The sequence below is a fragment of the Methylobacterium sp. 2A genome, assembly GCF_009806555.1.
Taxonomy (GTDB): Bacteria; Pseudomonadota; Alphaproteobacteria; order Rhizobiales; family Beijerinckiaceae; genus Methylobacterium.
The window spans coordinates 57,293-77,281 of record NZ_VUOK01000016.1 but is presented as its reverse complement, the minus strand read 5'-3'; the positions used below and the strand labels follow the sequence as shown (position 1 = coordinate 77,281).

At 68.4% G+C, this 19,989-nt stretch carries 23 protein-coding genes and 1 pseudogene; 12 read left to right on the top strand and 12 right to left on the bottom strand.

All coding sequences use genetic code 11. The features are described 5' to 3' along the window. Positions 1-6: 6 nt before the first annotated feature. Positions 7-468, bottom strand: a pseudogene (locus FVE89_RS08150) (GNAT family N-acetyltransferase); the annotation flags it as partial. 46 nt (positions 469-514) lie between these two features. Here FVE89_RS08150 and FVE89_RS08145 point away from each other — a divergent pair. Continuing rightward, positions 515-781, top strand: a complete 267-nt coding sequence (locus FVE89_RS08145) for a prevent-host-death protein (protein WP_160533539.1) — start codon at positions 515-517, stop codon at positions 779-781. Continuing rightward, positions 778-1,164: a type II toxin-antitoxin system VapC family toxin gene (locus FVE89_RS08140; RefSeq protein WP_160533538.1), complete on the top strand. Its 387-nt coding sequence runs from the start codon at positions 778-780 to the stop codon at positions 1,162-1,164. The genes FVE89_RS08145 and FVE89_RS08140 overlap by 4 nt, the downstream gene beginning before the upstream one ends. A gap of 9 nt (positions 1,165-1,173) precedes the next feature. On the opposite strand, the gene hpnK is transcribed toward FVE89_RS08140, so the two are convergent. The 5 genes from hpnK to FVE89_RS08115 form a co-directional block, all read right to left on the bottom strand. Beyond that, a complete protein-coding gene (gene hpnK, locus FVE89_RS08135; protein WP_160533537.1) occupies positions 1,174-2,013 on the bottom strand; it encodes a hopanoid biosynthesis-associated protein HpnK in 840 nt (279 codons plus the stop codon). A gap of 123 nt (positions 2,014-2,136) precedes the next feature. After that, entirely contained in the window at positions 2,137-3,576 is a 1,440-nt protein-coding gene (gene hpnJ, locus FVE89_RS08130) for a hopanoid biosynthesis associated radical SAM protein HpnJ (protein ID WP_160533536.1), read from the bottom strand. 49 nt (positions 3,577-3,625) lie between these two features. Next, on the bottom strand, positions 3,626-4,834 hold the full coding sequence (gene hpnI / locus FVE89_RS08125; protein ID WP_160533535.1) for a bacteriohopanetetrol glucosamine biosynthesis glycosyltransferase HpnI: 1,209 nt from the start codon (positions 4,832-4,834) through the stop codon (positions 3,626-3,628). A gap of 72 nt (positions 4,835-4,906) precedes the next feature. Continuing rightward, entirely contained in the window at positions 4,907-5,518 is a 612-nt protein-coding gene (locus tag FVE89_RS08120; protein ID WP_160533534.1) for an ABC transporter substrate-binding protein, read from the bottom strand. Then, entirely contained in the window at positions 5,509-6,621 is a 1,113-nt protein-coding gene (locus tag FVE89_RS08115; RefSeq protein ID WP_160533533.1) for a flippase-like domain-containing protein, read from the bottom strand. Before FVE89_RS08115 ends, FVE89_RS08120 begins: the two co-directional genes overlap by 10 nt. 210 nt (positions 6,622-6,831) lie before the next feature. On the opposite strand from FVE89_RS08115, the gene FVE89_RS08110 reads away from it, so the two are divergent. Next, a complete protein-coding gene (locus FVE89_RS08110) occupies positions 6,832-8,007 on the top strand; it encodes an amidinotransferase (RefSeq protein WP_160533532.1) in 1,176 nt (391 codons plus the stop codon). A gap of 46 nt (positions 8,008-8,053) precedes the next feature. On the opposite strand, the gene FVE89_RS08105 is transcribed toward FVE89_RS08110, so the two are convergent. Together FVE89_RS08105 and FVE89_RS08100 are read right to left on the bottom strand one after the other, a co-directional pair. Next, a complete protein-coding gene (locus FVE89_RS08105) occupies positions 8,054-9,064 on the bottom strand; it encodes an alpha/beta hydrolase (protein ID WP_160533531.1) in 1,011 nt (336 codons plus the stop codon). 132 nt (positions 9,065-9,196) lie between these two features. Continuing rightward, the gene (locus FVE89_RS08100; protein ID WP_210254047.1) at positions 9,197-9,976 is read right to left on the bottom strand and encodes an FkbM family methyltransferase; all 780 of its coding nucleotides are present in this window, start codon (positions 9,974-9,976) and stop codon (positions 9,197-9,199) included. Positions 9,977-10,306: 330 nt separating this feature from the next. On the opposite strand from FVE89_RS08100, the gene FVE89_RS08095 reads away from it, so the two are divergent. Then, on the top strand, positions 10,307-10,798 hold the full coding sequence (locus FVE89_RS08095; RefSeq protein ID WP_160533529.1) for a hypothetical protein: 492 nt from the start codon (positions 10,307-10,309) through the stop codon (positions 10,796-10,798). Between the two features lie 9 nt (positions 10,799-10,807). After that, on the top strand, positions 10,808-11,677 hold the full coding sequence (gene kdsA / locus FVE89_RS08090; RefSeq protein ID WP_202130669.1) for a 3-deoxy-8-phosphooctulonate synthase: 870 nt from the start codon (positions 10,808-10,810) through the stop codon (positions 11,675-11,677). Positions 11,678-12,038: 361 nt separating this feature from the next. Here the strand turns inward: kdsA and FVE89_RS08085 are convergent, their stop codons facing one another. Then, the gene (locus tag FVE89_RS08085; RefSeq protein ID WP_160533528.1) at positions 12,039-12,707 is read right to left on the bottom strand and encodes a class I SAM-dependent methyltransferase; all 669 of its coding nucleotides are present in this window, start codon (positions 12,705-12,707) and stop codon (positions 12,039-12,041) included. Between the two features lie 316 nt (positions 12,708-13,023). Here FVE89_RS08085 and FVE89_RS08080 point away from each other — a divergent pair, with 316 nt between their 5' ends. Then, positions 13,024-13,353, top strand: coding sequence for a hypothetical protein (locus FVE89_RS08080; RefSeq protein WP_160533527.1), 330 nt, complete (start codon positions 13,024-13,026; stop codon positions 13,351-13,353). A 97-nt stretch (positions 13,354-13,450) separates the two neighbouring features. Here FVE89_RS08080 and queF read toward each other — a convergent pair whose 3' ends face one another. After that, on the bottom strand, positions 13,451-13,903 hold the full coding sequence (queF, locus tag FVE89_RS08075; protein ID WP_160533526.1) for a preQ(1) synthase: 453 nt from the start codon (positions 13,901-13,903) through the stop codon (positions 13,451-13,453). A 217-nt stretch (positions 13,904-14,120) separates the two neighbouring features. Here queF and eno point away from each other — a divergent pair, with 217 nt between their 5' ends. Continuing rightward, entirely contained in the window at positions 14,121-15,410 is a 1,290-nt protein-coding gene (eno, locus tag FVE89_RS08070; protein ID WP_160533525.1) for a phosphopyruvate hydratase, read from the top strand. Next, a complete protein-coding gene (locus tag FVE89_RS30995) occupies positions 15,407-15,811 on the top strand; it encodes a DUF3574 domain-containing protein (protein ID WP_246730545.1) in 405 nt (134 codons plus the stop codon). The genes eno and FVE89_RS30995 overlap by 4 nt, the downstream gene beginning before the upstream one ends. Positions 15,812-15,856: 45 nt before the next feature. Here FVE89_RS30995 and FVE89_RS08060 read toward each other — a convergent pair whose 3' ends face one another. Beyond that, positions 15,857-17,059, bottom strand: coding sequence for an adenylate/guanylate cyclase domain-containing protein (locus tag FVE89_RS08060; RefSeq protein WP_160533523.1), 1,203 nt, complete (start codon positions 17,057-17,059; stop codon positions 15,857-15,859). A 79-nt stretch (positions 17,060-17,138) separates the two neighbouring features. On the opposite strand from FVE89_RS08060, the gene FVE89_RS08055 reads away from it, so the two are divergent. Continuing rightward, on the top strand, positions 17,139-17,450 hold the full coding sequence (locus tag FVE89_RS08055) for a septum formation initiator family protein (RefSeq protein WP_160533522.1): 312 nt from the start codon (positions 17,139-17,141) through the stop codon (positions 17,448-17,450). Between the two features lie 76 nt (positions 17,451-17,526). Here the strand turns inward: FVE89_RS08055 and FVE89_RS30990 are convergent, their stop codons facing one another. After that, positions 17,527-17,712, bottom strand: a complete 186-nt coding sequence (locus tag FVE89_RS30990) for a toxin-antitoxin system HicB family antitoxin (RefSeq protein ID WP_342389960.1) — start codon at positions 17,710-17,712, stop codon at positions 17,527-17,529. Here FVE89_RS30990 and FVE89_RS08045 point away from each other — a divergent pair. The 3 genes from FVE89_RS08045 (at position 17,681) to pdhA (ending at position 19,953) form a co-directional block, all read left to right on the top strand. Next, positions 17,681-18,136: a hypothetical protein gene (locus tag FVE89_RS08045; protein ID WP_160533521.1), complete on the top strand. Its 456-nt coding sequence runs from the start codon at positions 17,681-17,683 to the stop codon at positions 18,134-18,136. The genes FVE89_RS30990 and FVE89_RS08045 overlap by 32 nt on opposite strands. Then, positions 18,133-18,579 carry a hypothetical protein gene (locus FVE89_RS08040; protein ID WP_160533520.1) on the top strand — a complete coding sequence of 149 codons (447 nt, stop codon included), beginning with the start codon at positions 18,133-18,135 and terminating at the stop codon, positions 18,577-18,579. Before FVE89_RS08045 ends, FVE89_RS08040 begins: the two co-directional genes overlap by 4 nt. A 300-nt stretch (positions 18,580-18,879) precedes the next feature. Further along, positions 18,880-19,953 (top strand): pyruvate dehydrogenase (acetyl-transferring) E1 component subunit alpha, encoded by a 1,074-nt coding sequence (pdhA, locus tag FVE89_RS08035; RefSeq protein WP_160533519.1) that lies wholly within the window; start codon positions 18,880-18,882, stop codon positions 19,951-19,953. Positions 19,954-19,989: the final 36 nt, after the last annotated feature.

The window sequence follows — 19,989 nt, the reverse complement described above, 5'->3', positions numbered from 1 at the left end:
CTTCGGCTAAAGCGCCTTCTCGAAGAAGTGGTCCGGGTAGGGGTCGTCGTTGAAGCGGTCGATTTCCACCCAGCCCGCGCGCCGGTAGAGCGCCAGCGCCTCGGGCAGGGCGCTGCTGGTGTCGAGCCGCAGCGTCCGGATGCCGAGGTCGCGGGCCGCGAGCTCGGCCGCCTGCATCAGCCGCTTGGCGAGGCCCAAGCCCCGGGCGGCGGGATCGACCCAGAGCCGCTTGATCTCCGCCACCGGGCCGCCGCTGCCCTTGAGCCCGACGCATCCGACCGGCAGGCCGTCCGCGACGGCGATCAGGAAGGTGCCGCGCGGCCGTACCATGTCGGTCGCCTCCGGGTCGCAGGAGCGGGCGACATCGAACCCGCCGGCGAAGCGAGCGGCCAGTTCGGCGTAGTAGGCGGCCAGGCAGGTGCGGGCCGGCTCGCTCGTGGGATCGACTTCTTCGATCGTCATATGATCCAAGCTTGATCTTTTCATCGCGCGCCGCGCATTCTAACCTCGCGGTATGACGATGATCGCTCTGGAAGAAGCGGCCACGACCCTGGCGGAACTGGCGGCCCGCGTCGAAGGCGGCGAGACCATTGTCGTGACGCGCGATGGTCGGCCTGTGCTCGATCTCGTGCCGCATCGCCGGAGGGGCGGGCTAGATCTGGAGGCGGGCGAGTCATTCCTGCGCGCCCACGGGATCACAGATCCGTTTCCATTCATACCCGACGATTTCGATGATCAACTGCCAGAGGATTTTCTGATTCGGCCATTGCCAGAACCATGAAATTTATCCTCGACACGCATATTCTTCTCGCCGTTGTCGGTCTCCGTTTACATTCACAGAGTCCGAAGATTGCCAAATTACTGACCCACAGCGATAATCAACTCTACGCCAGCGTGGCGAGCCTTTGGGAGATCGCCATCAAGACGCGCCTTGGCAAGCTCAATCCTGGGATGTCATTGGGTCTACTGCCTCCGGCGCTGCAGGCCTTTGGGATCGGGATCGTGCCTATCACGCGAGCGCACGCCCTCGTCTCCGTCGTGCCGCTACCACCGACGAAGGATCCGTTCGATCGCATGTTGCTCGTGCAATGTCAGATCGAAGGCTGTCTCTTAGTCACGGTCGACGGTGCCCTGCGCAATCATCCGCTCACGGCGCAGATCTAAGCTGAAAGGCTATCTGAAATCCGAGAACCCGCCGGTAAGGGCTCCTGATGCTTTGACGGCCGCAATCGAAGCTGACGCCACCAGCGCGTCCCGCTCGTCGGCGTAGCGGTAACCCGGCGCCTCGCCGGGGAAGCCGCCCGCGGTGGCCGGGTGGGTGTAGAGTTCGGTCAGGCCGTCCGGGAGTTCGGCCAGCAGACCCGCCACCCGTGCCGGCGTCATGGCGCCGGACCATGCAAGACCCAAGGTCCGGTCCGGGATCAGCAGCCCGGCCTGCCGGGCGCGTACGGCGAGCAGGGCCGCCCAGGGGGCGATGTCGAGGGCCGGACGCGGACGGGCGCCGGGTTCGGCGCGGCGCAGGATCTCCCGCGGTTCCCGGGGTACCCGCAGGGCGCGCATCCCGAAGGCGCGGCCGATGCGCAGGACCGCGCCGGCGATCAGCGGATGCACGTGGAAGTGCTTGTGGGCGTTGACGTGGTCCAGCGGCAGGCCCGTCGCCCGGTAGGCCTCGAACTGCGCGCGGATCTCCGCGGCGAGCTGGCGCCGGGCCGCGGGCCTGCGGGCGAGGTCGAGGCCGAGCTTGGCCATGTCGGCCCGCATCAGGCCGGCTGCGTCGGTCAGGTCGGGCAGTGCGGCGGCCGGCAGGGTCGGCCACGCCTCCACGAGGACGAGGTGCAGCCCGACCCGCAGGGACGGCATCCGCTTGGCCCGCGCCACCGCGTCCGCGGCGGCCGGCGCCGAGACCATCAGGCTCGCCGCCGTGAGGATCCCGTCGCGATGGGCCTGCTCGACGGCCTCGTTGACCTCAGGGCTCAACCCGAAATCATCCGCGGTGACGACCAGACGCTTCAAGATGACCTCGTAACGGGTGTCGAGAGGGCTCGCCCTCTCGCGGGTCCAGGGCAGAGCCCTGGGAGAAGAGGCGGGGCTCTGCCCCGCACTCCCCGCCGGGGCCGTGGACCCCGGACCCCTGATTTACGCCGCCTTGGTGGCCGGGCTGGCGGAGCGCTCGCGCAGGAAGTGCCAGAACTCGACGCCCTCGCGCAGGCGGCGCTTCATCATGTCGGGCGAGCGGACCATCTCGCCGACGATCGAGGCGATCTTCGGGGCGCGGAAATAGAACTTCTTGTAGAAGTCCTCGACCGAGTTGAAGATCTCGGTATGCGACAGGTGCGGGTAGTGCAGGGGCGCGACCTGCACGCCGTTCTCGTCGACCAGCTCGGCGTTCTCGATGTCGAGCCAGCCGTTCTCCACCGCCTGCTTGTACAGGAAGGTGCCCGGGTAGGGGGCCGCCAGCGAGACCTGGATCGTGTGCGGGTTGATCCGGGTGGCGTACTTGATCGTCTCCTGGATCGTCTCCTTCGTCTCGCCCGGCAGGCCGAGGATGAAGGTGCCGTGGATCGCGATCCCGAGCTCGTGGCAATCCTTGGTGAATTTTTCCGCGACCTCGACCCGCATGCCCTTCTTGATGTTGTGCAGGATCTGCTGGTTGCCGGACTCGTAGCCGACCAGCAGCAGGCGCAGGCCGTTGTCCTTCAGGACCTTCAGGGTCTCGCGCGGCACGTTCGCCTTGGCGTTGCACGACCAGGTGATGCCGAGCTTGCCGAGCTCGCGGGCGATCTCCTCCGCGCGCGGCAGGTTGTCGGTGAAGGTGTCGTCGTCGAAGAAGTATTCCTTCGTCTGCGGGAACGCCTTCATGCAGTACTTGATCTCTTCCACCACGCTGGCGACCGAGCGGGTGCGGTAGGTGTGGCCACCCACCGTCTGCGGCCACAGGCAGAAGGTGCAGCGGCTCTTGCAGCCGCGGCCGGTGTAGAACGAGATGTAGGGGTGCTTCAGGTACCCGATGAAGTAGTTCTCCATCTTCAGGTCACGCTTGTAGACGCTCGTGACGAAGGGGAGCTGGTCCATGTCCATCATGATCGGGCGGTCTTCGTTGTGCACGATGACGCCCGAATTGTTCCGGTAGGACAGGCCCTTGATCTGCGACAGGTCGCGGCCGTCGGCCACCTCCTTGCAGGTGAAGTCGAACTCGTTGCGGGCCACGAAGTCGATGGCCGGCGCCTTGGCGAGGCTGCCCTCGGCATCCACCGCCACCTTGGCGCCGATCAGGCCGGCCTTCAGGTTCGGGTTGGCGGCCTTCAGCGCCTCGACGGTGGCGACATCGGCCTTGAAGGACGGGACCGAGGTGTGGAGCACCACAAGGTCGAAGTCCTTGGCTTGGCGCACGACCTCGTCGAGCTTGGTCTTGTGCGGGGGCGCGTCGATCAGCTTGGAATTCTCGACCAGCGCGGCCGGCTGGGCCAGCCAGGTCGGGTACCAGAACGACTTGATCTCGCGCTTGGCCTGGTAACGGGAGCCGGCACCGCCGTCGAAACCGTCGAAGGTGGGGGCCTGGAGGAAGAGCGTGCGCATGGGGTTCAAGGCCTCAGGGCAGTGCGGGGAGGGATGGAGGGTGCTGGGTTCAGCGGAGCGGCGCGCCGGCGTCGCTGCCGAGCTCCGCATCGGGGATCAGGGTGCCATCCGCAACCACGTGATAATCATGACCTTTCCATGTCACCGCCCCCGACACGAAGGCCCAGGCGAAGTTCAGGAAGGAGAGGATGTCGCGGATCGGCAACAGTCCGTAGGGGTGCGGGGCGAGGCCGAAGGCCCGCTCGACCTGCCGGCAGAGGAGGATGCGGCTCGCCAAAGCGAGGGCGGCCACCGCCAGGGTGCCTAGCCCCGCACCCGGCAGCACAGCGGCCACCAGGGCCAGCGGGAAGGCGTGGGTGACGATCGAGCCGGCATAGCCCGCCGGGTCGACCGTGCGGATGGTGCGGTTCCAGCGCAGCTCGTGCCGCCACAGGCCGCCGAGATCGGTATCGACGCTGGTATGGCCGATCGTGAAGCTCGGGATCGCGACCCGGCCGCCCAAGCCCCGCAGCGCGGCGCCGATCGCGTAGTCGTCGGCCAGATCGTTGCGGAAGGTGCGGAAGCCGCCCACCGCCTCCAGGCTCGCCCGGGTGAAGGCGACGGTGGAGCCGAAGCAGGGTTTGGCGAGCCCGAGGCTCAGGCCCATCACCACGTTGGGCAGGAAGTGGGTGTCGATCGCCAGCGTCGAGAGCCGGTCGTACAGGCCCCGGAAGGCCGGCACCCCGTGATAGAGGCAGGTGACCCCGGTGACGCCCTCCTGCGACAGCTCGGCGACCAGACGCTCCAGATAATCGGGGCCGACCACCATGTCGCTGTCGGCCAGCACCACCATGTCGTGGGCGATCCGCTCGGCCATGTTGATCAGGTTCGAGACCTTGCGGTTCGAGCCGTGCTGGCGGGCATCGATCACGAGGTCGATGCGGGCCGCCGGATAGGCCTGCTTCAGCTGCTCCACCACGCCGATCGCCGGATCGGTGGCCTTCTGGACACCGAACACGACCTGAACCGGTCCGGCATAATCCTGGCGCAAGACGCTCTCGAGATTGGCGTAGAGGGACGGTTCCAGTCCGCAGAGGGGCTTGAGCACCGTCACCGAGGGTCGCGACGCGCCGGGCGCCAGGGCCGGGGCGGGACGGGCGACGTAGCGGCCGGCGCAGAAGGCGGCCGCCAGCGCGTAGAGGCAGCCCGCCGCCGCCAGGATCAGGCAGATCAGCGACAGCCCGGAGAGGGCGAGCGACGTCAGGGCGGAAACATCCATCCGATCGGGTCCGTGCGATCGTCCCGCCGCCTCAGGCAGCGATGGCCGCGAACGGCCGGTTCATGGTGGCGTTCACGGCGCCGGCTTGGCGGCGAGGATGCCGTCGGTCCGCTGGCGCAGGAACTTCACCACGCCGTCCGCGCCCCCCGACTTCAGCGGCGCCGACAGGGCCGTGCGCTGGGCCGCGATCTCGCTCACGTCGCCGTTGAGCAGGACGTCCTGGATCCGATTCTCGGCGTTGACCACGAAATCGACCTCGGAATCGTCGCCATCCGCCGCAGTGACCCGGGTCGCCACCACGCGCTGGGCGCCGCGCTCCTCGACCTTCGGCGTCACGTCGAACTTGCCCCCGGCGGCGCGGGCGAGACGGTTGGCATAGGTCACGGTCAGGCTGCGCTTGAACGCGTCGGTGACCGCCGCCTGCTGCTCCGGGGTGAAGCTCGACCATTTCGCGCCGACCGCGATGCGGGCCATGGCGGTGAAGTCGAAGGCCTTGTCCATCGCCGGACCCACCGCCTCGACCCGTGCGGGCAGGGGGCCGGGCCCGTCCTTCAGAGCGGCCGAGAAGGCGGCATAGAGGTCGCGCACCGTCTGAACGGCGGGATCGTCCGCGGCCCAGGACGGGACCGGGACGAGCAGCGGTGCGGCGATCAGGGCGGCCGCGAGCCGGCGTGTCAGGCGCACTTCTTCAACTCCTCGCCCTCGCCGAGCCGCGCCACCATGCGGGGCGGGGCGTAGCTGTAGAACGGCCCGAGCGTCGCGGGCTGCGCCACCCGCTGGGCGCTGCGCCCGGCATCCATCTCCGCCTCGCGCTCCTCGTCCTCCGGCGCCTCCGCGCGCAGCCTGGCCTCGATCCGGTGCCAGAGCAGCAGGCTCGGGAGCCCGACGCCGAGATCGGCGAAGCGCTTGACCAGCGAGAGGGCGAGCGCCGCCTCGGCCGGGATGTTGAACAGGCCGCACAGGGCGATCAGGCCGCCCTCCTGGGCGCCGAGCGCCCCGGGCACCGCGAAGGCCGCCCCGCGCACCGCCTGCGCCAAGCTCTCGATCATCAGGGCCTGCGCGAAGTCCACCGGATAGCCCATGAAGTGCAGGCAGACATAGACTTCGAACGTCCCGATCACCCAGCCGATGAAGTGGACGCCCAGGGCGGAGGCGAAGCGGCCGTGATTGCCGTAGAGGCGGCGCAGGCTGTCGTAGAGCTGGTCGATCGCCCCGAAGGCGCGCCACTCGCGGCCCGAGGCGAAGCGGCTGAGCAGCCCCTGGATCAGGCGATGCCCGGCCCGGCGCTGGATCAGGTAGAAGGCGCCGAGCGCCGGCATCGCCAGGGCGAGGCCGCCCTCGACCGTCCGGGCGATCGGCCCGTCGCCGCAGATCATGACCAGCAGGACGAGGCCGACGATGGTGAACAGGAGCTGCGTCAGCGCCTGGGTCATCAGGTCGACGAACATGCTGGCGCCCGCGAGCGCCCCCGGGACGCCGCGCTTGGACAGGAGGCGCGCCCCGACGAAGTCGCCGCCCACGGTCGCCACGGGCAGCAGGGTGTTGATGCCCTCGCGCACGAAGCGCAGCGACACGCAATCGGTGACCTTGGCGGTGCCCTTCGGGAACACGGTGTACCAGCCGAGGCCCGCCCAGCCGACCGCCACCACGCGGGCCAGCACCACCAGGGCGGCACCCCAGCCGGCGCTCACGACGGCGGCCGAAACATCCTCAAGGCCGGAGGACATGAACAGGCCGACGACCGTGCAGAGACCGGCGATCGAGGCCAAGGTCGTCAGGCGCTTCATTGTCGTCTTTCAAGCTCGCAAAAGGCTTGATGCGGGAAATCGGCCACGGTCGCGGCAGAAATAGGTCCACCGGGCCGGGAACGTTCCTGTCACGTTGCAGCATGGATGAGCGCTGTCTATCACCCGTTTAACACACCGGGGGCCAAAGCGGCGGCGGGGCTCAAGGGCCTGCCTAGAAGGCCGCGGCACGTCGCAGAAGGGGCACACGTCATGGAGCGCGAATCACCGATCACGGCCCTGGAGGCCGTGACCGACGAGACGCATGCCGGCAGCTTTGCGAGCGGCGCGGCGCCGGGCGTGCCCGCCCCCCATTCGCCCGTGATGGCCTGGAACGAGTGGGATCCGCTGGAGGAGGTGATCGTCGGATCCCTCGACGGCGCCACCATCCCGACTCACCATCTCACGGTGATCTTCAACCTGCCGCGCGCCGCGCAGCCCTTCTACCGGCTCGCGAGCGGCTGGAAGTATCCGACGTTCATGAAGAAGCTGGCGCAGGCCGAGCTCGACAACTTCATCACGATCCTGGCCGGCGAGGGCGTGAAGGTCCGCCGCCCCGACCCGGTGGATTTCTCCAGGAAGTTCAAGGCGCCGCGCTGGTCCTCCCGGGGCTTCTGCGTGGCCTGCCCGCGCGACCCGTACCTCGTCATCGGCGACGAGATCATCGAGAGCCCGATGTGCTGGCGCTCGCGCTACTTCGAGGGTGACGCCTACCGCTCGCTGTTCAAGGAATATTTTCGTGCCGGCGCCCGCTGGACCTCGGCACCACGCCCGCAACTGACCGACGAGCTCTACAATTACGATTACCGGGTGCCGAACCTGAAGGCCGGCGAGCCCATGCAGTTCACCGTCAACGAGTTCGAGCCGGTCTTCGACGCCGCCGACTTCGTCCGCTGCGGCCGCGACCTGTTCGTGACGCGCTCCAACGTGACCAACCTGATGGGCATCGAGTGGCTGCGCCGCCATCTCGGGCCGGGCTTCCGCATCCACGAGATCGAGAGCCGCTGCCCGCAGCCGATGCATATCGACTCGTCGTTCATGCCGCTCGCACCCGGCAAGGTGCTGGTGAATCCGGACTATATCGACGTCGAGAAGCTGCCCGCCGTGCTCAAGACGTGGGACGTGCTGATCGCCCCGCGCCCCGACCCGGTGACGGGCTTCATGAGCAAGATCTCGATGTGCTCGCCCTGGACCTCGATCAACGTGCTCGCGATCACCGAGAGGAAGATCGTGGTCGACCAGAGCCAGCCGACCCTGATCAAGGCGCTGAAGGACTGGGGCTTCGATCCGATCCCGGCGCCGTTCCTGAGCTACGGCCCGTTCGGCGGCTCGTTCCACTGCGCGACCCTCGACGTGCGCCGCCGCGGCGTGCTGAAGTCGTATTTCTGATACTCCGGATGGCCCCTCCGCGGACGCGGGATGGGGCCATCCAGGATCAGTGAGCCGCGATCCCTTCGATCAGTGCCGTGTTGAACCCGTCCGGGTCGGACATCTGCGGCGCGTGGCCGAGGTCGGGGAATTCGACGAGCCGCGCCCCCGGGATCGCCTGCGCGGCCGCCTTCCCCAGCTCTGGATAGTGTCCGAGGCTCGCCCGCACCTCCGGCGGGGCGAGATCCTTGCCGATCGCCGTGTTGTCCTTCTGGCCGATCATCAGCAGGGTCGGCACCGCGATCTGCGGGAAGCGGTAGACCACCGGCTCGGTGACGATCATGTCGTAGATGAGCGCCGAGTCCCAGGCGACCGCCTCCTTGCCGGGGCCATTGTTGAGCCCGGCCAGCATCGTCACCCAGGGCTCGTAGCGCGCCTCCCACCGGCCGGCATAGTAGGTCGTCGTCTCGTAGGCCCGGATCGACTCCGGCGAGACCTTCAGCTCGCGCTGATACCATTCGGCCAGGGAGATCGGCGGCAGGCCCTTGGCGCTCCAGTCTTCCAGGCCGACCGGATTGACCAGCACGAGCTGGTCCACCGCCTTCGGGTAGAGCAGGGCGTAATGGGCGGCCAGCATGCCCCCCGTCGAATGGCCGACGAGGATCGGGCGCTCGACCCCGAGCTGCGCCAGCAGCGCATGCGTGTTCTCGGCGAGCTGCCGAAAGGTGAACTGATAGGCCGCCGGCTTGCTCGACTTGCAGAAGCCGATCTGGTCGGGCGCGATCACCCGGTAACCGGCCGCGCTGAGCGCGCGGATCTGGCTCTCCCAGGTGGCGGCGCAGAAGTTCTTGCCGTGGAGCAGCACGACGGTGCGGCCGTTCGGCGTCCCGGCCGGGACATCCAGATAGGCCATCTGGAGCGCCTGACGCTGCGAGGGAAACGTGAAGCGCTGCACCGGGAACGGATAGGCGAACCCTTCCAGCTCCGGGCCGAAAGCCGGGGTGGCGATGCGATCCGCCATCGCCGGGCCGAGGGTGGCCAGCGCGAGGAGCGCGCCGGCGAGGAAGGGTCGGAGCATGGGCCGCGTCGGAGCCTCTTGTGCCAGCGGCGTGAAACGCCGCGCCGCCGGCACAGATCGGGCATCCGGAGGGCGCTGTCCATGCGGCGAGCCCGGCCTATCGGCCATCGGGCCCGCCCGAGCCGGGCAGGTTCAGGCCGCGGCCGGCTGCGCCGCCTCGGCCGTCTTGCGCTTGGCATACCAAGCGTCGGACATCGAGAACGCCGCGAACCGGCGCTCGTACCCCTTCCGGGCCATCAGCTCGGCGAGAGCCTCGCCCTGCTGCGGATCGGTATTCGCGACGCTGAGGAGCGCCACCTCGTATTCGGAGCCATCGAAGCGCTCCAGAAGGTCGAGCGTATCCTCCTCGGCGTTGATGCTCAGGAAGTCGATCGTGCGCGGCGCATCCGCCGCCTGCAGCAGGCTGCGCAGCGTGATGGTCTCGACCTCGTACCGCTTGCCACCCCGACGCGGAGCCGCAGAAGCGCCCGCCGAGGCATCCTCGGCATTCTCGGGGTCGTTGAACAGGATCTTCAAGCCGTCGTCGGTGTAGACGAATTTGTTCGTGACGTAGCAGGCCCGGTCGGCGCGCAGCTTCTCGTACCGGCTGCGCGCCGGTTCCGCGATGGCGCCCTGCCAGCCATAGAGTTTCTCGAGCAGCCGCGTCGTGCTGGCGCCCCGATCGTCCGCGGCACCGAACTCGACGAAATAGCCGTTCCGCTTCTCCCCGAGCTCGAACAGGACCCAGAGATCCTGCAGGAGCGGCGCACTGGAGAGCGCGGCGCGCCGGGCCGCGAAGGCGAGGAAATCGATCGCTTCGGCGTGAGCCTCCTGGCCCTGACCGACGAGGCTCTTGATCTCCGCGATCGACCCTTCGAGCGTGTCTCGGACGCTCAAGACCGACCTGAAGACGATTCCAAGCTCATTTTCCACGATCCAACTCCTCTACACACGTCCTTGCGATCGGTCCGCCGCAGGCCCCGAACCTTTTCGGCCGACAATCATCGACCGGCGTGTCATTCTGCCTGTCCCGCCCGGGTACGCGATCCGGACGAGCCGCCGATCGATGACATCAGACGAGAACTATTCACCTCGGATGGATTTATAATATGCATAATCCAGAGGCCATATTCGGGGGACATCATCGCAATTCTAAATGCATGGTCGAACAAGATCGACACGAATAAAGAAAAACGCGGGATATTTTACCCTTCTCACGGCCAAGTCTGCGATGAGCTCTTGCAGAGGATTTGAGACGAGTCAATGACGCGGGCTTTGAAAACGATCTTAACGCTTGCTATCCTGACCGGCCTCAGCACAGCTCCGGTCCGCGCCGCGGATGCCTGCGACGCGCTCACGGCCAAGGTGATCCGCGACACCGGCGCCTCGCTCGCCGGTCGCGCCGGCCCCTATGCGGTGTTCCGCGCCGAGGACGCGGAGCGGATGAGCCTCGATTGCCGGAAGCCCGCGCGGATCACCGTGGCCTCCCGGGATCGGGAACCGTCCGCGGCCTACTTCACCCTGGTCGGCCGCGCGGCCCGGGCCCTGGCCGGGGCGGATCCTGCAGACGCCGAGGTGCTGGCGCTCAACCTGCATCAGGCGAGCCTCCTGGCGAACGCCGCGCGCCGCGGCGGCTCCGGCCGGGCCGTGATGCTGTGCGAGACCGGTCCGCGCACCGATGCCCTCCGGGAGGATCTGACGGTCTGCCGGATCGCGCCCCGCACCGGGCTTTCGCGGATCGGCCGTGCGGGCTAGACCGCCTCCATGTCGAATCCCGAGACTCCCGGACCGATCGTCCAAGGCCCCGTCGTGCAAGTGGGCGCGGCCCGCTTCGCCAACCACCTGCCGCTCGCGCTGATCGCCGGCCCGTGCCAGCTGGAGGGGCGGAACCACGCCCTGGAGATCGCCGCCGCCCTCAAGGAGATGACGGCGCGCGCCGGGATCGGCCTCGTGTTCAAGACCTCGTTCGACAAGGCCAACCGCACCTCGGGCAGCGCCGCCCGCGGCGTCGGCCTCGACGAGGCGCTGCCGGTCTTCGCGGAGATCCGCGACTCCCTCGGCCTGCCGGTGCTGACCGACGTGCACGCGGCCGAGCAATGCGCCCGGGCCGCGGAGGCGGTGGACGTGCTCCAGATCCCGGCCTTCCTGTGCCGCCAGACCGACCTGCTCCTGGCGGCCGCCGCGACGGGTCGGGCGGTCAACATCAAGAAGGGCCAGTTCCTGGCGCCCTGGGACATGAAGCACGTCGCCGCCAAGGTGACGCAGGCCGGCAACCCGAACGTCCTCGTCACCGAGCGGGGCGCCTCCTTCGGCTACAACACGCTCGTCTCGGACATGCGCAGCCTGCCGATCATGGCGCAGGTGACGGGCGGCGCGCCGGTCGTGTTCGACGCGACCCATTCCGTGCAGCAGCCGGGCGGCCAGGGCGCGAGTTCCGGCGGACAGCGGGAATTCGTCGCCGTTCTGGCCCGGGCCGCCGTGGCGGTGGGGGTTGCGGGCGTCTTCATCGAGACCCATCCGGATCCCGACCGGGCGCCCTCCGACGGCCCCAACATGGTGGCGCTGAAGGACATGCCGGCGCTGCTCGACGAGCTGATCGCCTTCGACAGGCTGGCCAAGGCCCGCGCCGCGTAAACGGGGTTTCCAAAGGGCGAGCCCTTTGGTGGGTCGTCAGGGCGAAGCCCTGACGACAAATCCCAGGGCTCTGCCCTGCACCCGCGAAAGGGCTCGCCCCAGCCCTTTTAAGGTGTTTGCGGAAGCAACGAGACAGGGGCCAAGCGCACTCTCCTCCTCCTTGTGGGGAGGAGTTGGAGGTGGGGGTGGTGCAGACGGCACCGCTGCGCCTCATCCTGCACCACCCCCACCCCTGGCCCCTCCCCACAAGGGGGAGGGGAAAAGGCGGTGCTCTTTCAGGACGTTAGAGCCACGACTTGCGATTTTCGCAGCTAGCCCAAACACCTTAAAAGGGCTGGGGCCCGCCCTTTCGAAACCCCGATCACACCGGCTCCAGCACGTGGATCCGCAGGGGCTGCACGAGGCCGTAATGGCCGTCCGCCCCGCGTTCGGCCGCCGTCTCGAAGGCGGCCTCCACGACGGGGCGGCGGGCCGCGATCGTCGCCGCGCGGGCGGGATCCACGGCGCAGACCCGCTTCAGGAAGGCATCCAGATCGGCAAAGCTCTCGCGCCGCTCGACCGTGACGTCGCGGCGGCAGGCGAGCCGGCCGCTTGCCCGGGCGGCCGCGATCGCGTCCTGCGCGGCCGCGCGCACCGCGGTCTCGTCCTCGATCGGTTGCAAGGCCTCGAAGAAGCTGCCCGAAGCGAGGGGTTCCACCACGACGAGGCACCCGCCCGGGACGAGCACGCGCGCCGCCTCGACGAGGGCGCCGGCGGGGTCGGGCACGTGGTGCAGGGCGTTGAGCAGAACGGCCCCATCGAAGCTGGCATCGGGGAAGGGCAGGGCCTCGCCCGAGGCGGCCTCGAACCGCGCCCCCGGCACGGCGGCCCGGGCCTGGGCGAGCGCCGCCGCGCCCGGATCGACGCCGGTCACGGCCGCGCCGTCCTCGCTCAGGCGCTTCGCGAGGGTTCCGGTCCCGCATCCGATGTCGAGAATCCGCTTGCCGGACAGGGGCGCGAAGGTCTCGCGGATCAGGGTCAGGGCGTCCATGGTCGGTCCTCCAAGGCCCGCATCTTAGAGGCGGCACCGGTCGGAGGCGATGCCCGCTGGCCGCCCGCGCCAGGATCGCGGGCCGGCCGGAACAGACGGAATTCCCCGGAACCGGAAAATCTTCGCAAGTTTTCGGGCCGCGCAGCGGTCCGAACCGTCAAGCTATGGCGGCTTCGCCGCGCGATGCTCTTGATGAACCGCGGTTCATGAATCCGCCTTTGTGCGGGTCCGCACGCCAAGACCTGCCGAAACTTGGAACTGTCCCCCGGCGGCTACGTTATTGGGCCAGTTCGATCGAGGATCGAGAAGGAATATCATGCGCAAGATCGGTATCATCGCCACCGCCGCCGCCCTGGCCCTCGGCAGCGTCGCCGCGACCTCGGGCGCCGAGGCGCGTCCCTACGGCTTCCACGGCGGCTACGGCGGCTATGGCCACGGCTACTACCGCGGCCGTCGCGGCATCGGCACCGGCGCCGCGATCGGCCTCGGCATCGCCGGCCTCGCGGCCGGTGCGATCGCCGCCGGCGCAGCCCGTGACAGCTACTACGGCGGCTACGGTTACGCCCCGGCCTACGGCTACGCCCCCGTCTATGGCGGCTACGGCTACGCCGCCCCGGGCTACGGCTACTACGGCTACGGCTACTGAGGTCTCAGGACCCCCGATCAAGGGGCGGCCGGCGCAAGCCGGTCGCCCTTTCTTTTGGTCTCTCGCGTGGGCAAGACAGTCCCCCGGTCGAGGTTCGTCATCGTCCCCGATACGGCGGCACCCCGGGATCGGGCAGCCACGCGTTCTTCGGCAGTTCGCCCGTCTGCCAGAACACGTCGATCGGGATGCCCCCGCGCGGGTACCAGTATCCGCCGATGCGCAGGTAGCGCGGCGCCAGCAGGTCCCGCAGCCGCTTTCCGATCGCCACCGTGCAATCCTCGTGGAACGCGCCGTGGTTGCGGAACGACCCGAGGTAGAGCTTCAGCGACTTCGATTCCACGAGCCAGTCGCCCGGCACGTAGTCGATCACCAGGATGGCGAAGTCGGGCTGACCGGTGACCGGGCAGATCGAGGTGAATTCGGGCGCGGTGAACCGGGCTACGTAGTCCGTATCCGGATGGGGATTCGGCACGCGGTCGAGGCGCGCATCCTCGGGGGAGGCCGGCAAAGGCGCCGGTTGGCCGAGCTGGAGGTGTTCGGACATCGTCATGGCGCGCGTATAGAACGGCGCGCGGCGCGGCGCATCCCTTGGCACCGCGGCGATTTTTCCGGTCCGGCATCGTGCTGGTCTCGCCCGCGGCATGCACAAGCCCACCGCCCTCCGGCGCTTGCCGCCGAACGCGGCTTGACGGATAAGCCGCCGCGATGCGCCGCACCCGATGATCCGGGTCCGGCCGCCGACCCGCGGCCCCGCGAGAGGACGTTCCATGACCGCGATCACCAATATCAGCGCCCGCGAGATCCTCGACAGCCGCGGCAACCCCACGGTCGAGGTGGACGTGATCCTGGAGGACGGCTCCTTCGGCCGCGCCGCGGTCCCCTCGGGCGCCTCGACGGGCGCCCACGAGGCGGTGGAGCTGCGCGACGGCGACACGAACCGCTTCCTCGGCAAGGGCGTGCTCAAGGCGGTCGAAGCGGCGCAGACCGAGATTCTCGACGCGATCGGCGGCATGGAGGCCGAGGATCAGGTCGCGGTCGACGAGGCGATGATCGAGCTCGACGGCACGCCCAACAAGGCGCGGCTCGGCGCCAACGCGATCCTCGGCGTCTCCCTGGCGGTGGCGAAGGCCGCGGCCGAGGCCTCGGGCCTGCCGCTCTACCGCTACGTCGGCGGCGTGCAGGGCCGGGTGCTGCCGGTGCCGATGATGAACATCATCAACGGCGGCGCGCATGCCGACAACCCGATCGATTTCCAGGAATTCATGATCATGCCGGTGGGCGCCGATTCGCTCGCCGAGGCCGTGCGCATGGGCTCCGAGGTGTTCCACACCCTGAAGGGCAAGCTGAAGAAGGCCGGCCACAACACGAACGTCGGCGACGAGGGCGGCTTCGCCCCGAACCTGCCCTCGGCGGAAGCCGCCCTCGACTTCGTGATGGACGCGATCGGCGCCGCCGGCTTCAAGCCGGGCCAGGACATCGCGATCGCCCTCGACTGCGCCGCCACCGAGTTCTTCAGGGATGGCGGCTACGCCTACGCGGGCGAGGGCACGACCCGCTCCATCGAGGCGCAGGTCGATTACCTCGCCCAGCTCGTCGACGCCTACCCGATCGTCTCGATCGAGGACGGCATGTCGGAGGATGACTGGGCCGGCTGGAAGCTGCTGACCGACCGGATCGGCGACCGCTGCCAGCTCGTGGGCGATGACCTGTTCGTCACCAATGTCGAGCGCCTGTCCCGGGGCATCGGCGAGGGCACGGCCAATTCGATCCTGATCAAGGTCAACCAGATCGGCTCGCTCACCGAGACCCTGGCGGCGGTCGATATGGCCCAGCGCGCCGGCTATACCGCGGTGATGTCGCACCGCTCGGGCGAGACCGAGGATTCGACCATCGCCGACCTCGCGGTCGCCACCAATTGCGGGCAGATCAAGACCGGCTCGCTCGCCCGCTCGGACAGACTGGCCAAGTACAACCAGCTGATCCGCATCGAGGAGGGCCTCGGCCCGCAGGCGCTCTACGCCGGCCCGGCCGCGCTCAAGCAGCTCGCCCGCCGCTGATCCGGCCTATCCTGCTGGCCGGCCTGCTCGCCCTGGGAGCGGCCGGTCCCGCCGGCGCGGATCCGCTCTGCGACGGCGCCCGCCCGACGCTCAGCGCGCAGCTGCTGTTCGGCCTGTCGCGGCCGGACGGCGGCCGCGTCTCGCAAAAGGCGTTCGACCGGTTCCTGGCCGAGCGGATCACCCCGCGCTTCCCGGACGGGCTGAGCGTGTTCGCGGGCCGGGGCCAGTGGCGCGGACCGGATGGACGGATCGTCCGTGAGGCCGCCCGCATCGTCCTGATCGTCACCGACGCGAGGCCCGAGGCGGTCGCGGCCCTGCGCGCCATCCAGGAGGCGTATCGCAGCCGCTTCGCGCAGAACGCGGTCGGGCTGGTCCTGTCGCAGAGCTGCGCGCTGTTCTGAGGGCACCGGCAGGCCGGAACGGAGCCGGTGCCGCCCCGCACCGCCTCAGCCAGGTACCCCGTCGAACGTCTCCCCCGGCACCGTCCAGATCCGCATCGGCCGCGACAGGCCCCGCAGCTCGATCGTCCCGACCGGCTTCAGCGGCCGGGCGCAGCGCTCGGCGAAGGAGTCCGACACGAGGAGGTCGTGGCCGAGGGCCGCGCACTGGCTCTCGATCCGGCTCGCCTCGTTGACCGCCCGTCCGATGATCGTGAAATCGAGGCGCCGCTCGGTCCCGACATTGCCGTAGATCACCGTTCCGAAATGCACGACGCATTCGGCCGCGAGTTCCGGCAGCCCCGCCGCGCGTCGGCGGGCGTTGAGCGCCGCGTTGGCGGCGAGCCCCTCGGTCGCGGCGTCGAGGGCCGCGCCGCAGACCGGACAGGGCAGGGGGCCGACCTCCGGCACCGGGAAGATCGCCAGGAACCCGTCGCCCAGGAACTTCAGGATCTCGCCGCCGTGCCGCGCCACCGGATCGCCCAGCGCGTCGAAATGCGCGTTGAGCCACGTGACCATGTCGGCCGGATCGACCCGGTCGGAGAGCGCCGTGAAGCCGCGCAGATCCGTCAGCAGGATCGCCGCCGGCACGGCCCGTCCTTCGCCCCGCCGGATCTGACCGTCGAGGACACGCTCGGCCGCGGACCGGCCGAGATAGGTGGCCGACACCTCGCGGAACGTGTGGGCCAAGCTCATCTTGGCGAGCGCGAGCGTCAGGAACGGGAGGATGTCGGCGATGGCGGCCAGGTGCGCCGCGGTGAAGCCGGCGCCCTCCCGGGTGCAGAACGAGACCGCGATGCCTCGCAGCGCGGTGCCGGGGGCGAACTCGACGATGTGCAGGATGTAGTCGACGCCGCCCTGAGCCCCGAGGGCCCGCAGGACCGGAAAGTCCGCCTCCAGCCCGGGCGCGTCGAGGCGCCAGCGCCCGAAGCTCTCGCTCTTCTCCACCAGCGCGTAGACCGGGCTCAGGAGCCAGTCGTTCTCCTCGTCGGCGCCGTGCGCATTGGCCACGACGGAAATCCCCTCGCCCGCGTGCCAGTTCAGGCTGACGCCGCGCAGCGTCGGGTCCAGGGCGGGGGCCATGACGCTGACCCGCCAGACCGGGATACCGGCGCCGACCAGCGCCTCGCAGAAGCCGGTCAGCAGCGTGTCGTGGTCGTCGGTGGCGGTGGCATGCTCGGCGATCCAGCGGCTCAGTCGCGTCAGGTCCATCCCTCGGGCTCGCCCCTGTCTGCGCCGGTCGCGGCACGCTCGCAAAGAACCCTTAACCTTTCCGCGCGACGGTCGCCCCATGGTTGTGCGCCGCCGAGTCAGAATGGTCGTGTTGCCGCTGGGTCTCTGGACCCTGTCGGCGCTCGTCGTCGGCTTTTTCGTCTGGCAGGCCGAGAGCGGCAACCGCGGCCTCGAAGCCAAGAAGGCCCTCAAGATCCGCGCCTACCAGCTCACGCAGGAGCTCAACGCCGTGAAGGCCGAGCGCGCCACCTGGGAGCACCGGGTCGCCCTGCTCAAGAGCGACCAGATCGACCGCGACCTGCTGGAGGAGCGCGCCCGGATCGTGCTCGGACGCGTCCACGCCAACGACGTGGTCATCATCACGCCGTGATGTGTCCGGCACGGGCTTCCTGCAAGGGGCACTGACCGTCCTGCCGCTGCCACCATCGTGATCGCAGGCGATGCGATCAAGCCGCTGCCTGTTCCGCGGCCCTGCGAAGAACCTCCTCGCCCCATCGTTTGAGGCTCTTGCCCGACAGTTCCGCCGCGCGGACCACGTTGGCGTGCAGCTCCGGTGAGACGCGGAATTGCAGGCGGCCGGAGTAAGGACGCTGGAGGGCCTTGCCGAACCTGGCGCAGGTCTCGACCCTCACGCGCGTCCGCCGCAGCCGGGGCTGCCCCGATCTTCGTCAGGAACGCCCGCGCCGCCTTGATCGGGCAGCGCTTGGCTTCGCTCTCGGGATGCTGTCGTCTGCCGCGCTCAGCGGTCGGTCACCCTGTCGTCTTGCGGCGGCACGCATCTCGCGTACTGTCTCGACCGTGGCGATCCATCGGAGGTTCGGCATGGCCGCGTTAGACCGCGAGATTGCAACCTACCAAGCGCATCTGGGCGCGCTCCTCGATCACGCCAACGAGTATGTCTTGATTAAAGACAGTTCGATACTGGGATTCTATCCTACAAAACATGAAGCCTTGAAGGCGGGATACCTTAGATTTCTCGACGAGGCTTTTTTAGTTCGGCAGATCAAGCCCACTGATGGAACAAAGCAACTTTCGAGATCGCTCTTGCCAGGATGACCACAGTTCATTACGCATATACTGGCGGCCGACCTCTCTTGCCCGTGGTAGTGGGCGTCAGTCAACCTATGATTTTTGGACTTGCCAATGCTGGCCGTCGCATTCCCAAGCCCATCGATTGCACGTTTCTCTTGGATACAGGCGCTGAAGACAGCTACGTAAATCGCTTGGTTTTGGACCAACTGAGATTGAATCCAATCAATGCCGTTCAGGTTCAAACAGGTATCCCCGGCGGTCAACCGTTTCTCTTCAATCAGTATGAGATCAGATTGCGGATCGCCACGACGGTTTTAGGGCAGATGGATTTCGTGCTGGAATCGATGTCCATCCTGTGTGGTGACTTCAGCGCACAGGGAATCGATGGCCTCGTTGGACGCGACGTCTTGACGAACTGCGCAGCGCGCTTTGATGGGCCGGGACAAGTTTTCACGCTACAGTTTTAATCTCTTTCGCCGAGATGGCATGCAGCGTGCGCCATCCGGCGGATGGACCCGCGTGCCGCTTCGTTTCCACCGCCTTCGCATCGGCGTCTCGCGGCTCAATCGCGCCCCCTTCGACAGCGGTCGCCGACCGAGCGGCAAGGTCACCGCCTCCCGGGTGCAGCTGCCCGCCCCGCGGGTCCATGACCGAGTCCCGAAAGCCCTCTGACAAGAGCGGCTTCCTGTCAGAGCGGCAGCCCTCGCTTTCCCTTCGTCGCTGTCCTACACCCCCCGCAGTCGCGTGGAATCATGGGGAGTGCGCCGATGGACGCTGCCAAGGAGCCTGCCAAGGACGCTTCGTCCTCCCAAACGCAGGCGGGAAGTCCTCAGGCCGCCGAGGCGCACAAGCCGGCGCCCAACATGCCGCAATTCACCCGCGCGGAAGACCTCCACGCCTATCACGAGATGCTGCTGATCCGGCGCTTCGAGGAGAAGGCCGGCCAGCTCTACGGCATGGGCCTGATCGGCGGCTTCTGCCACCTCTATATCGGCCAGGAGGCCGTGGTGATCGGGATGCAGATGGCCTCGGTCGAGGGCGACCAGGTCATCACCGGCTACCGCGACCACGGCCACATGCTGGCCTGCGGCATGGACCCGAAGGGCGTGATGGCCGAGCTGACCGGCCGCCGCGGCGGCTACAGCCGCGGCAAGGGCGGCTCGATGCACATGTTCAGCCGCGAGAAGCAGTTCTTCGGCGGCCACGGCATCGTCGGCGCGCAGGTCTCGCTCGGCACCGGCCTCGCCTTCGCCGATCATTACCGGGAGAACGGCAAGGTCAGCCTGACCTATATGGGCGACGGCGCCGCCAACCAGGGCCAGGTCTACGAGAGCTTCAACATGGCGGCCCTCTGGAAGCTGCCGGTCGTCTACGTGATCGAGAACAACCGTTACGCCATGGGCACCTCGGTGGCCCGGGCCTCGGCGCAGACCGACTTCTCGAAGCGCGGCCTCTCCTTCGGCATCCCGGGCGAGCAGGTCGACGGCATGGACGTGCGCACCGTCCGCGAGGCCGCCACCCGGGCGATCGAGCACGCCCGGACCGGCCAGGGCCCCTACATCCTGGAGATGCAGACCTACCGCTATCGCGGCCATTCCATGTCCGATCCGGCCAAGTACCGGACCAAGGACGAGGTCTCGAAGATGCGCGACGAGCACGACCCGATCGAGATGGTGCGCAAGCGCCTCCTCGAACTGCACGGCGTGCCCGAGGCCGAGCTGAAGGCCACCGACGCCAAGGTCCGGGAGATCGTCAACGCCTCGGCCGAGTTCGCCACCAACGACCCCGAGCCCGATCCGTCCGAGCTCTGGACCGATATCCTGCTCGAAGCGCACGCCTGAGCGCGGACGACACCGCTGGCCGCTTCCCTACCGAAA

Bases quoted from the DNA above. Each gene is read 5' to 3' on its own strand.
- FVE89_RS08145 (WP_160533539.1), top strand. From the start codon at position 515: ATGACGATGATCGCTCTGGAAGAAGCGGCCACGACCCTGGCGGAACTG.
- FVE89_RS08140 (WP_160533538.1), top strand. From the start codon at position 778: ATGAAATTTATCCTCGACACGCATATTCTTCTCGCCGTTGTCGGTCTC.
- hpnJ (WP_160533536.1), bottom strand. From the start codon at position 3,576: ATGCGCACGCTCTTCCTCCAGGCCCCCACCTTCGACGGTTTCGACGGC.
- hpnI (WP_160533535.1), bottom strand. From the start codon at position 4,834: ATGGATGTTTCCGCCCTGACGTCGCTCGCCCTCTCCGGGCTGTCGCTG.
- FVE89_RS08115 (WP_160533533.1), bottom strand. From the start codon at position 6,621: ATGAAGCGCCTGACGACCTTGGCCTCGATCGCCGGTCTCTGCACGGTC.
- FVE89_RS08110 (WP_160533532.1), top strand. From the start codon at position 6,832: ATGGAGCGCGAATCACCGATCACGGCCCTGGAGGCCGTGACCGACGAG.
- FVE89_RS08105 (WP_160533531.1), bottom strand. From the start codon at position 9,064: ATGCTCCGACCCTTCCTCGCCGGCGCGCTCCTCGCGCTGGCCACCCTC.
- FVE89_RS08095 (WP_160533529.1), top strand. From the start codon at position 10,307: ATGACGCGGGCTTTGAAAACGATCTTAACGCTTGCTATCCTGACCGGC.
- kdsA (WP_202130669.1), top strand. From the start codon at position 10,808: ATGTCGAATCCCGAGACTCCCGGACCGATCGTCCAAGGCCCCGTCGTG.
- FVE89_RS08085 (WP_160533528.1), bottom strand. From the start codon at position 12,707: ATGGACGCCCTGACCCTGATCCGCGAGACCTTCGCGCCCCTGTCCGGC.
- FVE89_RS08080 (WP_160533527.1), top strand. From the start codon at position 13,024: ATGCGCAAGATCGGTATCATCGCCACCGCCGCCGCCCTGGCCCTCGGC.
- queF (WP_160533526.1), bottom strand. From the start codon at position 13,903: ATGACGATGTCCGAACACCTCCAGCTCGGCCAACCGGCGCCTTTGCCG.
- eno (WP_160533525.1), top strand. From the start codon at position 14,121: ATGACCGCGATCACCAATATCAGCGCCCGCGAGATCCTCGACAGCCGC.
- FVE89_RS08060 (WP_160533523.1), bottom strand. From the start codon at position 17,059: ATGGACCTGACGCGACTGAGCCGCTGGATCGCCGAGCATGCCACCGCC.
- FVE89_RS08055 (WP_160533522.1), top strand. From the start codon at position 17,139: ATGGTTGTGCGCCGCCGAGTCAGAATGGTCGTGTTGCCGCTGGGTCTC.
- FVE89_RS08040 (WP_160533520.1), top strand. From the start codon at position 18,133: ATGACCACAGTTCATTACGCATATACTGGCGGCCGACCTCTCTTGCCC.
- pdhA (WP_160533519.1), top strand. From the start codon at position 18,880: ATGGACGCTGCCAAGGAGCCTGCCAAGGACGCTTCGTCCTCCCAAACG.